This window comes from Agromyces humi (assembly GCF_009720255.1).
GTDB lineage: Bacteria > Actinomycetota > Actinomycetes > Actinomycetales > Microbacteriaceae > Agromyces > Agromyces humi.
This window is the reverse complement of record NZ_WJSP02000071.1, coordinates 1-13,176: the sequence shown is the minus strand read 5'-3', so window position 1 is coordinate 13,176 and position 13,176 is coordinate 1. Positions and strand designations below refer to the sequence as shown.

The 13,176-nt window shown below is 69.9% G+C and carries 14 protein-coding genes and 1 tRNA gene; 7 read left to right on the top strand and 8 right to left on the bottom strand.

Translation table 11 applies throughout. The annotated features are described in order from the left end of the window. From GH736_RS08655 to GH736_RS08640, 4 genes are all read left to right on the top strand, one after another. Positions 1–650, top strand: a 650-nt coding sequence (locus GH736_RS08655) for a winged helix-turn-helix domain-containing protein (RefSeq protein WP_159602150.1), incomplete at its 5' end; no start/stop codon positions are given. A 242-nt stretch (positions 651–892) separates the two neighbouring features. Further along, positions 893–1,375, top strand: coding sequence for a MarR family winged helix-turn-helix transcriptional regulator (locus GH736_RS08650; protein WP_328596808.1), 483 nt, complete (start codon positions 893–895; stop codon positions 1,373–1,375). 53 nt (positions 1,376–1,428) lie between these two features. Next, positions 1,429–2,106, top strand: coding sequence for an HAD family hydrolase (locus tag GH736_RS08645; protein ID WP_159602148.1), 678 nt, complete (start codon positions 1,429–1,431; stop codon positions 2,104–2,106). A gap of 87 nt (positions 2,107–2,193) precedes the next feature. Then, positions 2,194–2,487 carry a hypothetical protein gene (locus GH736_RS08640; RefSeq protein ID WP_159602146.1) on the top strand — a complete coding sequence of 98 codons (294 nt, stop codon included), beginning with the start codon at positions 2,194–2,196 and terminating at the stop codon, positions 2,485–2,487. A gap of 19 nt (positions 2,488–2,506) precedes the next feature. Here GH736_RS08640 and GH736_RS08635 read toward each other — a convergent pair whose 3' ends face one another. Then, positions 2,507–3,556 carry a CorA family divalent cation transporter gene (locus GH736_RS08635; RefSeq protein ID WP_159602144.1) on the bottom strand — a complete coding sequence of 350 codons (1,050 nt, stop codon included), beginning with the start codon at positions 3,554–3,556 and terminating at the stop codon, positions 2,507–2,509. A 119-nt stretch (positions 3,557–3,675) separates the two neighbouring features. Between GH736_RS08635 and tal the strand changes: the two genes are divergently transcribed. After that, positions 3,676–4,788, top strand: coding sequence for a transaldolase (gene tal, locus GH736_RS08630; protein ID WP_159602142.1), 1,113 nt, complete (start codon positions 3,676–3,678; stop codon positions 4,786–4,788). Between the two features lie 308 nt (positions 4,789–5,096). On the opposite strand, the gene GH736_RS25590 is transcribed toward tal, so the two are convergent. The 7 genes from GH736_RS25590 to GH736_RS08595 all read right to left on the bottom strand — a co-directional run bounded on the left by GH736_RS25590 (position 5,097) and on the right by GH736_RS08595 (position 11,777). Next, a complete protein-coding gene (locus tag GH736_RS25590; RefSeq protein WP_328596807.1) occupies positions 5,097–6,752 on the bottom strand; it encodes a GNAT family N-acetyltransferase in 1,656 nt (551 codons plus the stop codon). Positions 6,753–7,082: 330 nt separating this feature from the next. Beyond that, a tRNA-Arg gene (locus tag GH736_RS08620) sits at positions 7,083–7,155 on the bottom strand. Positions 7,156–7,328: 173 nt separating this feature from the next. Beyond that, the gene (locus GH736_RS08615) at positions 7,329–7,760 is read right to left on the bottom strand and encodes a hypothetical protein (RefSeq protein ID WP_159602140.1); all 432 of its coding nucleotides are present in this window, start codon (positions 7,758–7,760) and stop codon (positions 7,329–7,331) included. A 119-nt stretch (positions 7,761–7,879) separates the two neighbouring features. Continuing rightward, positions 7,880–8,290, bottom strand: a complete 411-nt coding sequence (locus GH736_RS08610; protein WP_159602138.1) for an MmcQ/YjbR family DNA-binding protein — start codon at positions 8,288–8,290, stop codon at positions 7,880–7,882. 56 nt (positions 8,291–8,346) lie between these two features. Further along, entirely contained in the window at positions 8,347–9,336 is a 990-nt protein-coding gene (locus GH736_RS08605; protein WP_159602136.1) for a carbohydrate ABC transporter permease, read from the bottom strand. Continuing rightward, positions 9,333–10,313 (bottom strand): carbohydrate ABC transporter permease, encoded by a 981-nt coding sequence (locus GH736_RS08600; RefSeq protein ID WP_203230691.1) that lies wholly within the window; start codon positions 10,311–10,313, stop codon positions 9,333–9,335. The genes GH736_RS08605 and GH736_RS08600 overlap by 4 nt, the downstream gene beginning before the upstream one ends. A 105-nt stretch (positions 10,314–10,418) precedes the next feature. Beyond that, a complete protein-coding gene (locus GH736_RS08595; protein WP_159602134.1) occupies positions 10,419–11,777 on the bottom strand; it encodes an ABC transporter substrate-binding protein in 1,359 nt (452 codons plus the stop codon). A 104-nt stretch (positions 11,778–11,881) separates the two neighbouring features. Here GH736_RS08595 and GH736_RS08590 point away from each other — a divergent pair, with 104 nt between their 5' ends. Both GH736_RS08590 and GH736_RS08585 read left to right on the top strand, forming a co-directional pair. Then, a complete protein-coding gene (locus GH736_RS08590; RefSeq protein WP_235933908.1) occupies positions 11,882–12,136 on the top strand; it encodes an FHA domain-containing protein in 255 nt (84 codons plus the stop codon). After that, positions 12,136–13,176: serine/threonine-protein kinase (locus GH736_RS08585; RefSeq protein WP_159602132.1), on the top strand; the 1,041-nt coding region annotated here is incomplete at its 3' end. The genes GH736_RS08590 and GH736_RS08585, both read left to right, overlap by 1 nt.

The window sequence follows — 13,176 nt, the reverse complement described above, 5'->3', positions numbered from 1 at the left end:
ATTCCGCCGCCCGCGCCGCCGCTCCCCGCGTCCGCGCCGTGCCCGAGGGCACCGAGGCCCGAGGCTTCGTGCTCTACGTCGGAATCGACGAGGCCAAGGCCATCGCCGACGGCACGACCCTGCACCGCATCGTCGAGGCGCTTCGCACCCTCACGGCCGAGGTCGCTCCGTCGGCCGAGACCTACGCGGCGGTCGCACTGGCCCCCGAGGGGTCGGGCGGACGGGACGTCGACGTCGTGCGGCTCGCCCTCCAGGACCCGGCCGCGCTCGCCAAGCAGCGCGAGGGGCAGGGCACGCGCGACGACGCCGACCGCCACCCGAACGGCGTCATCATCGACATCTCCCGCAAGCGCGTGCTGCTCGACGGCGAGGCCGCCGGCCTCACCTACAAGGAGTTCGAGCTGCTGCAGTACCTCGTGCTCCGCGAGGGCCGCACGATCGACCGCCACGAGCTCATCGACAGCCTGTGGGACGCCGACGACGAGGCACCGAGCGAGCGCACCATCGACGTGCACGTGCGTCGGCTGCGCTCGAAGCTCGCGCACTACCAGGACATCGTGCGCACGGTGCGCGGCGTCGGCTACCGATTCGACCGCCACGCCGACGTCTCGATCCGCCAGGCCTCGACGCCGTCGCCCGACCTGTACTGAATTCCGAAAAATCACAGAACGATAACTAGCGCCCGTTATCGATCCGTTATATATTCATTACGCACCCACTGTTTGCTGTGGCGGTGGATGCGGAATGTGATTGCAGGACACTCTTGGTGCAAGGGCGAGGGTCGGTCGTCAGCCTCTACGACCGGCCCTCACCCGTTCCCGCCGCGGTTTCCCTATCCTTGGATGAGCCCGGGTCGAGCGGCCCGGCGTCGACACGTCGAGGGGAGCCCAAGTTGGCGGAACGCGCGATCACGGTGGCCGCATGGGAGTCGCTCTTCCGCGCGCAGGTCACGATCATGCGGGCGCTCGCCGCGGAGTTCCCGAGCGACGTCATCTCGCTCAACGAGTACGACGTGCTCTTCAACATCACCCGGGCACCGGGCCGCCGCCTGCGGTTGAAGGACCTGAACCGCTCGGTGCTCATCACCCAGCCGAGCGTGAGCCGGCTGGTCGACCGCCTCGCCTCACGCGGGCTCGTGACGAAGATGCACGACCCCGCCGACGGCCGCGGCACCATCGTGGGCATCACCGATGAGGGCTTCGCGCTCTTCCGCCGCGTCGCGTTCCGGCACATGGACACCATCGACCGCCACGTCGGCTCCGCCCTCGACGAAGCAGATCTCCGCGAGCTCATCACGTTGTGCGACCGGCTCCGCGAGTCGGTCGGAGAACGCCCGGCCTCCCAACTCGACGCCGACGCGGCATCCGACGGCTGAGCTCGCCCGTCAACCCGTGGCCGCGGCACCGCTGCGGGGTGTAGACCGGAGCGATGGAATCCGCCGCCACGCGCACCGTCCTCTTCGACGTCGACGGCACGCTCGTCGACTCGAACCTGCTGCACGTCGACGCGTGGCAGCGTGCATTCACGCGATGCGGCGTCGAGGTCGACAGCTGGCGCATCCACCGTGCGATCGGACAGGACTCGGCGCTGCTCGTCCAGGCGCTCGCCGGTGACCGCGAGCCCGCGTGGGTCGACGAGGTGAAGCGCCGGCACTCCGAGTACTACGGCGAACTGGCGCCGCGGCTCCGGAGGTTCGACCGGGTCCCGGAGCTGCTCGAGACACTCGACGGGCGCGGCATCCGGGTCGTGCTCGCGACGTCGGCTCCAGACGACGAGCTGCGGCTCCTGCTCGAGGCGATCGACGCGGATGCCTCGATCCACGCGACGACCTCGGCCGACGACGTCGAGACGGCGAAGCCGGAGCCTGGCGTCATCGAGGTGGCGCTCGAGCGTGCGGGAGCGGATCCGTCTGAGGCCCTCTTCGTCGGCGACTCCACCTGGGACATGATCGCCGCGCGGCGCGCCGGCGTCACCGCGTACGGCCTGCGTTCGGGCGGCATCTCCGATGGAGAGCTGCGTGATGCGGGAGCGCGGGCGGTGTACGACGACCCCGCCGACCTGCTCGCGCACCTCGACGAGCTGCTGGGCGAACCGACCGCGACCTGAGGGCGGCCGGCGCCGCCGGTCGTACGACGCCATCGCCGCGACCGCAACCCCATCGACGCCCGGGCCCCGATGTGCGAGGTTCGAGCCATGAACCATCTCACCCACGAGGTTCAGGTCCGGCTCGGCATCGAGATCGAAGACGAGTCCGTCCTGCTCGGCAACCTGCCCGAACCTGCCGACGCCGAGGACATCGAACGTGCGATCGTCTGGACGTTGACCACCGCACTCGACGCTCGCGCCGTCCGCGAAGTGCTCTCCTCCTACGGGCTCGCCATCCGTCGCGGCGAGGTGCGTGCCTTCGCCGCGTCGGTCGCGACCATCATGCCCGGATCAGGACTCGATCACACGGTCGCGCAGGCGGCCGACCCGCTGATGATGTGAACCGTCACAGCCGGTGCCGTCAGAGCCAGTGCCGTCGCTTGAACATGAGGTAGATCACGACGTCGACGACGACGACGACGATCGCGGCGGCGACGGCGAGCCATCCGAACTGCCACTGCACGAATGGCAGGTTCTTGAAGTTCATGCCGTACAGCCCGGCGATGAGTGTCGGCAGGGCCAGTAGCGCCGCGAACGCGGAGATGGTGCGCATGTCCTTGTTCTGGCGGGCGGCCACGTTGTTCTCGTGACTGGAAAGGATGGCATCGAGCGCTCGGCTCTGGTTGTTGATCAACGCCGCCGTGCCCGCCGCGTCGTCGAGGAGGTCGTGGAGGTACGGGACGATCTGGTCGTTGCCGACGGTCAACGCCTCGAGATGCTGGGTGCTCTCGCGGAGCGCCGCCGCGATGCTCGAGACCGCACGGTCGATCCGCCCGATGTCCTTGCGGATCTCGTAGATGCGACGATGGTCCTCGGTGGTGCCCTCGCTGAACACCTGCTCCTCGAGCGACTCGAGGTCCGACTCGACGTCGGCGGCCGCCTTGGCGTACCCGTCGACGACCTCGGCCATGATCGTGTAGGCCGCAGGCATCGCCGCGTTCCGAAGGTTCTCCGGCGCGTCGTTCAACAGTCGGGGCAGGTCGGTCAGTTCACCGCCCTCGCCTCGCTGCACCGTCAGCAGCCAGCCGTCGCCGATGTACAGGTACGTCTGACCGAGGACGAGGTCGCCGGAGTCGCCGCGCGGGAGGATGCTCCACAACAGGATGAAGAGGTGCTCGGCGAACTTCTGCACCTTCGGCTGCTGCCGGCCCGAGACGACGTCGGCGGCCGCGATGGGATGGATGCCGAGCGTCTCGCGTGCCCGATCGACGGTCTGCTCTTCGGGATCGACGAGGTGCAGCCAGACGAATCCATGATGCCGCTTCGCCTTCGCGACCAGACGCGGGACCTCATGGAGGCCGTCGACGGCGGTGTCATCGATGGCCGAGTCGACGACGAAGATCCTCGCCGACTCGACGCGATCGGTTTCGGCCTTCGCCGCATCGGGCTGCGGCGATCGCGAAGACACCATGCCTGATGGTATGGCGCGCTCCGTGCGTCCGTTCGAGACCGCACCACCCTTGCCCGTCCCATCGGTTCGTGGTAGGCGGTGCCCTCGCCGCCCGACCGAAATGGGCGGAGACTACTCCCATGAGCACGAACACCCCCACCGCCGCGTTGTCACGAGCCGGGGTCAGCATCTGGCTCGACGACCTGTCGAGGAAGCGGATCACCACCGGTGAGCTCGAACGACTCATCGGCGAACGCGATGTCGTCGGCGTCACGACGAACCCGACCATCTTCGCCGCCGCGTTCGCGGACGGCGAGTCGTACACCGACGCGATCGACGCCCTCTCCGCCGAGGGGGCGGACGTCGAGCACGCGATCTTCGAGATCACGACGCACGACGTGCGCGAGGCCGCGGATCACCTGCGAGCGGTGTACGACCGCACGGACGGCTACGACGGCCGCGTGTCGATCGAAGTCCAGCCCGGGGTGGCGCACGACACGGATGCAACGGTCGCCGAGGCGCATGCGTTGTGGGAGAAGGTGGACCGGCCGAACGTGATGATCAAGATCCCGGCGACGGTCGAGGGGCTGGGTGCGATCACCGCGGCGATCGGCGCGGGCATCAGCGTGAACGTCACGCTGATCTTCAGCCTGGACCGGTACCGGCAGGTCATCGACGCGTACCTGACCGGCCTGGAGCAGGCCAAGGCCGCGGGCATCGACCTGTCCACGATCCACTCGGTCGCGTCGTTCTTCGTGTCCCGCGTGGACACCGAGATCGACAAACGCCTCGCCGAGGTCGGCACCGACGAGGCCCTCGCGCTGAAGAGCAAGGCCGGCATCGCGAACGCCCGCCTCGCCTACCAGCTCTACGAGGACGTGTTCGGCGGCGACCGCGCCACCGCCCTGCTGCAGGCCGGCGCGAACCGGCAGCGGCCGCTCTGGGCATCGACCGGCGTGAAGGACCCCGCGCTGCCCGACACCCTCTACGTCACCGAGCTCGTCGCACCCGGCGTGGTGAACACCATGCCCGAGAAGACCCTCGAGGCCACCTTCGACCACGGCGAGATCGTCGGCGACACCGTGACCGGCGCGTACGCCGACGCCGGCGCCGTGCTCGACGCGCTCGCCCGGGTCGGCGTCGACTACGACGACGTCACCGCCGTCCTCGAACGCGAAGGCGTCGAGAAGTTCATCGTCTCCTGGCACGAACTGCTCGACACCGTCCGCGGCGCACTGGAGGCCGCACGATAGCGGTTCCGTGGACGAGGGCCGCGCACTCCGGCTCCGCCGGGACGGTGGGATGGGAACCCTACCTCCCATCCCACCGCGGTCTCCGGGGGAGACCTCTCCCACCGAGCGACCCGAACTGAGCTCGGCGAGCAGGATCCCGAGCAAACATCTGTCGACGGTCGCAGGTCGTCATGGCATGACGGAACTGTCGGGTATCGGGCCGACTCGGGCTTCCTCGAATCTAACCGCGGCAGCGGCTTCGCACAGCGCCCCGAATGAGGGTCAAAACGCCGGAGCGCCCGGGTGGCCGGGCACGATCCGATCGCCGGTCACGCGGGCCAGTCGACGGATGCCTCGTACCCGGGGTGTTCGCGCAGGTAGGCCGCGATGAACGGGCACCGCGGCACGATGCGGTCGCCGCGCGCGATCGCATCGTCGAGCACGAACTTCGCGAGGCGGCTGCCGAGGCCCTCTCCCTCGTGCTCGGGTTCGACGACCGTGTGCGTGAAGACGATGCGGCCCGGGGTCGCGCGGTACTGCGCGAAGCCCACGGGCTCGCCGTCCAGGGTGAGCTCGTAGCGCTCCGCCGCATCGTTGCGTTCGATCCTGACGGTGTCGTGCATGAGTTCCTCCATCGCGAGACCGGGCCATCGCCGGATGCCCCGTGCGACTCGCCCGCTCATCACAACGCGCTCGGCGCCCCGGCGCATTCCTGCGCGGGCGGGCGACGGCACGCCGGCGAGGTCGGGCGACGGCACACCGGCGGGCACCTGCGGCCGGTCGTGTCGCTCGGGTCGCCGGGGAGCCGGGCGGGCAGCGGGTCTCCGAACATGCCGCGACGCGGGACCCGAGGCGGCGGCCGGATGCGCGAGGGTCGCGATCCGGCGGCGTCCGCCGCGTCCGCCGTGCGCGGGCATGTGCGAGCCGCCCGGACGCCGCACGGCGAGATGCGGGCCAGCCGCGGCATCCGTCGGCCCGGGACTCGCGTGCGTGATGGCGACGAGCGCGATGAGCCAGGCGAAGACGAGCGTGAAGGCGACGATCTCGAACACCGTGAGGTTGAACACGCCCAGGCCCTCATAGGCGACCATTGCCGCGACCTCGATGGCGATCGATGCGTAGGAGGCGACCACGAGCGTGAGCGGCAGCCGCCGCGCCCAGAGCTGCACGCCCATCGCCAGCACGGCGAACGAGACCGCCGCTCCGAGCGCGGCGGCATTGTGCACGGTGCTGTCGCCGTCGATCGGGAAGAGGCCGACGCCCATGAGACTGACTCCGATGAGCACGATGAGGACGCGCATCGTCGTGAGGCCCCCGCGCCGCACGCCGAAGCGCACGTCGGCGACGGCGTGGGTCAACGCCCCGGACATCGCCGCCATCCCAGCACCCGACGCAACGATCGCGATGTTGAAGCAGGCGGCGGCCATGTCGTCCGACGTGCCGAGCGTGCTGAAGTTGTGGGTCCACCACGCGCCGGTGGGGGTCAGGCTCATGCTCGCGAGGCTTCCGGCCGCCAGGAGCATGGCGATGAGGTTGAACGTGCGATAGGCCTCATGCTCGATCGCGAGGCGGTGCAACCGTGCCGTGCCGAGGCAGAGCACCACGCCCAGGACGAGCGCGGCCACGGTGTGCCCACCCGGGACCACGGCGAACGCCGCACCGGTGAAGTGCACGCCGAGCATCGCGATGGCCCCCCAAGCGAGCCCGTTGGCCCGGGCGCGGGCGTCGGCGCCGAGCCCCGGCAGGCCGAACCGCTCGAGCATGACGATGCCCGCCTCCGACGCGGACGCGACGAGGAGCGACACCCCGACGCCGATGCCGGCCGCGATCGCCGGCGCCGCCCAGACGAGGTTGGCGCCGTGCAGCTCGGGGGCCAGGGCGAGGCTGCCGTCGTGCGCATGACCGTTCGTGAAGAGCGAGGTCAGCTCGTGGAAGACCACCAGGGTGATCGCCGCGCCGATGAGCAGCGCGTACCCCCGTCGCATGAGGCTGGCGCCTCGCCCGACGTCGTGGCGTCCCTCCCGATTCGACGGAACCACGGTCCCCCCGTTTCGCGCACCCCGCATATCCCGACTTCCACCACCGGAATCAGATCTGAGCCGAGCATAGCCGGGACGCAAAGCATCGAGCATGACTGCGTCGGGCCGCACGCGCCGATGTTCGGCGGATTCTCAGCATCACATCGGAAACCATTCGGAAATACCCCCCGACCGGGGGTCAAAGCCTCGCGTGTTCGCGGAGGCGCGGCGAATCGGGCCGGAAACGACAGAAGCGGCCCGCTTTCGCGAACCGCTTCTCCACTGTCTCAACCAGTGTGCGCCCGGAGGGATTCGAACCCCCAACCTTCTGATCCGTAGTCAGATGCTCTATCCGTTGAGCTACGGGCGCGTTGGATGTCACCCTCGCTTCCGCGCGATCAGGCAACCACGTAACTCTAACCCACGTGCCGCGATCGCGCCAATCCGGCGGGGGCGCCGGCGGTCGCTGCGAGGGAGTGGCAGCGTATCGGGGCCCCCCGGCTCATCGTCGAGCCGAGGGCCCCCGAGCGTACGCCGGACGCCTCAGAACTCGACGCCGCAGGCGGCGTAGCTCCCGAAGATCTGCTCGCCGTACGCGGCGAACGCGTGATCGATGCCCTTGCCGTCCGTGGAGTGCACGAGGTTCGGGTTGTGCGCCGCGATCACGCCACCCTGGCCGACGGCGCCCTTCACCATCACGGTGAACGAGGCGGGCGCGCCGCTTCCGGCGTACGCCGTCTTGATGCAGTCGGCCTGCTCCTGCGTGATGAAGCCGGCGTCGGCGTCGCCCTGGATCGCGTCGGCGACGACGAGCGTGAACCAGGCCTGCGAGTTGGCGCCCGCCTTCGCGTCGCCCTGGTCGGAGCGGCTCGGGTTGTAGCACTCGTGCGCGTAGGCGGCGGCACCGGTGCCGAGCGCCAGCGCGGCGGCGAGCGCGACGCCCGCTCCCACATTGGTCAGTGTCCTGGAGAACATGGTGTCCTTCCGATTCGGGTTGGGTGGGCCCGACGGCCGTCGGGCCATCTCCAACGCTGGCCGCTCGACGTCCTCCTGTCACCAGTCTTGAATCGTTCGAATACCCCCCAAAGCGGGTGTCACGACTCGGTCGAGCCGTCCGCGTGGTCGGGTCGCAGGGCGTCGAGGGCGGCGAGCTGACGGCGGTTCGCGACCTGCCGGTACGACGTCTCGATGACCTCGGTGGGCAGGTCCCAGTCGGTGTCGGGCGCGTCGAGCGCCACGGCGAGCCAGCGCGAGCGGTCGTAGTAGGGCGCCCCGAAGAACCGACCGTCCTGCATGAGAGCGAGGTGCTCCTCGGGGTCGGTCTTCACGATGATCGAGAAGGGGTTGTCTGGAGTCGCGGCGACGTGCACGAAGATCGGCTTCGCCGCCCGGAACGTGGGCCGGCCCCACGCCTCGACCTCGACGGCCTCGGGCAGCGCGATGCAGATGCGGCGCACCCGTTCGATGAGCGGATGCGCCGGGTCGACGACGCGCGGATGCTCCACGGGCGCCAGCCTACGCCGACGGCGACGGATGCCGCGGGCTCGCGCCGCGGCATCCGTCACCCCTTGACCGCGCCCCCGAGCCCGGCGGAGCGCAGGAACACTCCCTGGAACAGGAGGAACATCACGACGGGGATGAGCGTCGATATCGCGAGCGCCGCGAGGAACACGTCGAGCTCGATCGACTGCTGCACCGCCGGGAGGCGCACCGACAGCGGCTGCACCGCCGGGTCGGGCAGCACGAGCATCGGCCAGAGGAAGTCCTTCCACGCGGCGATGATCGCGAACACCGACACGACCCCGAGGATCGGCTTCGACATCGGGAGCACCACCGACCAGAACAGCCGGAACGGCCCCGCGCCATCGGTCTTCGCCGCCTCGAACACCTCCCGCGGCAGCGCGTCGAAGAAGCGCTTCACGAGCAGGATGTTGAAGGCGTTCGCCGCCGCCGGCAGCCACACCGCCAGGTAGTTGTTGAGCAGCGACACATCCCCGAGCAGCGGGGGGTTCACGATCGTGAGGTACAGCGGCACGAGCAGCACCACCGCTGGGATGAACATCGTCGCGAGGATCGCGCCGTTCAGGATCGGGCCGTACTTCGGGCGCAGCACCGACAGGGCGTAGCCGGCGGTCGTCGCGATCAGCAGCTGGAAGAACCAGGAGCCCCCCGCGATCACGATCGTGTTCCAGAAGTACTGGTCGATGTGCACGTCGTTCCACGCCTGCGGGATGTTCGCCCAGTCGATGCCGTTCGGCCAGAGCGCGAGCGGCTGGCGCAGCGTGTCCTGCGTGGGCGTCACCGCCGACTTCGCGAGCCACAGCAGCGGGCCGAGGCCGGCCACGACCAGCCCCACGAAGAGGAAGAGGTGCACGCCGCCCATCCCGAGCCTGACGCCGCCCTTCTTGCGGTCGAAGCCCGAGACGATGCCCCGGTCGCCCCGATCGTCGCTGCGGCGGTCGGCCCGGCGGCGGCCGATGACCCCGCGCAGGCCGGTCGCCGCGTGCGGGGCGTCGACCTCCTCGAAGACCGGGGGCGGGGTCGTCGTCATGAGGTGCTCCAACGTTCGGTGAGCTTGAAGTACAGCCAGCTGAGCAGGGCGAGCACGATCGCGAGCATGACGCTCAGCGCGGTGGCCTCGCCGTAGTCGCCGCCGAGGCTGTTCTGGAAGGCGTAGCGGTAGATGAGGAGCAGGATCGTGACCGTCGCGTTGTTCGGCCCGCCGCCCGTGAACAGGTACGGCTCGAGGAACACCTGCGCCGTCGCGATGACCTGCAGGATGAGCATGATGAAGAGGATGCCGCGCAGCTGCGGCAGCGTGACGTTCCACACCTTCTGCCAGATGGTGGCGCCGTCGACCTCGGCGGCGTCGTAGAGCTCGGGCGGCACGCTGAGCAGCGCGGCGAGGTAGATGATGATCGCGCCACCGGCCGCGGCCCAGGTGGCCTCGAGCACGAGCGACGGCATCGCGGTGGCCGACGACTGCAGCCACGGCTGCGGCGGGATGCCGACCCAGCTCAGGATCGTGTTGAACAGGCCGGTCGGGCTCGCGTCGTAGAACACCTTCCAGAGCAGCACGGCCACGACGGGCGGCACCACCACGGGCAGGTAGGCGAGCGCCGAGTAGAAGCCCTTCGCGCGGCGCACCTCGCTCATCAGCACCGCCACGAGGATGGGCAGCGGAAACCCGAACAGCAGCGCGAGCAGTGCGAAGTACAGCGTGTTGACCACGGCGGTGCCGAGCAGCGGGTCGTTCAGCACGTGCGCGAAGTTGTCGAGCCCCACCCACGTCGGAGGGTCGAGCAGGTTCGTCTCCTGCAGGCTCATGACCATCGACTGCACGATCGGCGACCAGCTGAACACCGTGAAGACGATGAGCATGGGGGCGAGGAAGGCGAGCGTCGACAGCCCGCCGCCGCGCACCCAGGTGCGGATGCCGCGGCGTCGTCGCGGTGGGGCGGATGCCGCTGGCGGCACGTCGTCACCACCCGCGGGCGGTGCGGCGGGCGGCTTGGCGGTGAGGGTCATCGGTGATCCTTCGTGGGCGCCGGTGGGGCGGCGGGGTCGGGCTGGTGGCGGATGCCGCGAGCCGCCTCCGGGGAGGAGGCCCGGCTCGCGGCATCCACTCGGCTCCTACTCGTCGAGCAGGGCCTGGGCGTCGGCGTCGGCCTGCTCGAGGAGGGCGTCGATGTCGGCGTTCTCCTCGGTGAGCACGGCCTGCACCACGGTGTCGAGCAGCGCGTAGATCTCCTGGGTCTTGCCCTTCGGCTCACCCATGGGGGTCTGGTCCCAGACGCCCTCGATGAACGGCGTCATCTGGTCGCGCGGCACGTTGATGTACGGCTCGATCCAGGTGAGGGACTCCTCGTAGGTCTCGCGGTCGAGCACCGGCAGCACGGGCGTGCCGACGGCCTGGTCGCTCTCGGCCAGGGTCTTCGCGTCGAGCACTGCGGCGTCCTCGTCGAGCAGCTTCTGCATGTAGAACCAGTCGATCCACGTCACTGCCGCGGCCTTGGTCTCGTCGTCGGCCGTCGGGCTGACGACCGCGATGTCGCCGCCGCCGAGCGTGCCGCCGCCGTCCTCGACGGGCACGACGGTGAGGCCGTAGTCGTCGGGGTCCAGCGAGAAGTCGCGCACGAGCGCCGTGTAGACGTCGGAGCCCGAGGAGTACATGCCGATGTTGCCCGCGGCGAACTCCTGGTTGATGGTGCCCCAGTCGAGCAGGAAGTTCGACCCGAGCGAGTTGTCCTCCCAGCGCAGGTCGTGCAGGTACTGCAGATGCGCCTTCGTCGCGTCGTTGGCGATCGTCGAGGTGTACGTGCCGTCGCCGTGGTCCTCCTGGATGCTGCCGCCTCGGGCGGCGGTCGCGGCGACGAGCTGCCAGCCGCCCGTGTTGTTCTGCGTCATCTCCATGAAGCCCGCCTTCCCCGTCTTCTCGGAGATGGTCTTCGCGGCCTCGCGGATCTCGTCCCACGTCGCCGGGGGGTTGTCGGGGTCGAGCCCGGCCTCCTCGAACAGCGTCCGGTTGTAGTGCAGGCCCATCGCGTACGCCTGGCGCGGGAACCCGTAGATGCGGTCGCCGTCCTTCACGGCGTCGAGGAGGATCGGGTTGAACTTGTCGGTGTAGCCGAGCTCGGCGACCTCGTCGGTCACGTCCATCAGCTGGCCGTTCTCGAGCAGCGTCTTCGAGTCGGTGAACGGCACGGTGAAGACGTCGGGCAGGCTGCCGCCGGCGAGCTGCACCGCGAAGGTCGGGCCCTCCCACTCGTACTCGACCCCGATGATGTCGATCTCGGGGTGCGCCTTCTCGAACTGCTTCTCCTGCTCGGCGAACGCGGTGTAGGCCGCCTCGTCGGCGCCGGGCGGGAAGGTCGCGACGCGCAGCTCGGTCTTGCCGCTGTCGCTTCCGCCCCCCGCGCTGCAGGCGGCGAGGGCGCCCACCATCGCGAACGCGGCGAGGCCGGCGATCGCGACTGTTCTCGGTGACTTCATTGTCCAGTCCTTTCGGTGCTGTGTGGTGCGGATGTGGTGAGGAATCGCCACGGCATGGTGCGGGCCGCGGCCTCGACGGTCAGGCGGATCGGTGGAGCCAGGCCGTGGAGTCTGGGGGCAGCATCCCGCGCCTCATCACGATCGGGGCCGGCGACCCCGACATCTCACGCAACCACCTGCGTGTCGCGGTCGAGGGCGACACGGTCGTGGTGACCGACCTGCACTCGCGCAACGGCACGCATGTCGTCGCGCCCGGCAAGCCCCCGGTCAAGTTGCGGGCCGGGGAGCCGACGCCGGTCCTCACCGGTACGGTGATGGACCTCGGCGGCGGATGGACCATCCAGGTCGTGGGCGAGTGATGCGTCGCGCCCCGTCCACGCCGCCCGACCTGCCCGGTTACACGGCGCTGCAGCTGCTCGGCTCGGGCGGGTTCGCCGACGTGTTCCTCTACGAGCAGCGCCTGCCGCGGCGCAAGGTCGCGGTGAAGGTGCTCCTCACCGAGGAGCTCGGCCGTGACACGCGCGCCCAGTTCGTCGCCGAGGCCAACCTCATGGCCCAGCTGTCGGCGCATCCGTTCATCGTGACGATCTTCCACGCGGACGTCTCCGCCGACGGCCGCCCCTACTTCGTCATGGAGTACTGCTCGGGTCCGAGCCTGGCCGAGCGCTACAAGCGCGAGCGGTTCGCCGTCGAGGATGCGCTGCGCACCGGCATCCGCCTCGCCGGCGCCGTCGCCACCGCGCACGCCGCCGGCATCCTGCACCGCGATATCAAGCCGGCCAACGTGCTGACGAACGACTACGGATGGCCCGCGCTGACCGACTTCGGCATCTCGTCGAACCTCGAGGGCGAGCTGCCGGTGCACACGATGACGTCGCCCGTCGACGCGTCGTCGACGTCGTCGGGCCAGTCCGCGGTCGGCATGAGCGTGCCGTGGTCGCCGCCCGAGATGTTCGAGGACGACCCCAAGCCCGATCAGCGCAGCGACGTCTTCTCGCTCGCCGCCACCGTGCACTCGCTCCTCGCCGGACGCACGCCGTTCGAGATCCCGGGTCGGCCGAACGGGTCGCTCGACCTCATCGGGCGCATCGAGCGGGGCGCGATCACGCCGATCGGCCGTGACGACGTGCCGCGCAGCCTGGCGTCCGTGCTCGCGAAGGGCATGGCGACGCGCCGCGAGGACCGCTACCCCAGTGCAGTGGAGTTCGCCCGCGCGCTCCAGCGCGTCGAGCTCGAGCTCGGCTACGCGGCCACGACCATCGAGGTCCCCAACCTCTCATCCGAGCGACAGGCGCCCGTCGAGGACGGCGCCGACGAGACGCGTGCCCGCGCCGTGCGATCGGTCGAGGCGCAGCCCGCCCCGGCGCCCGCCCCGGCCTCGCCCGGGGTGACGGCTCCC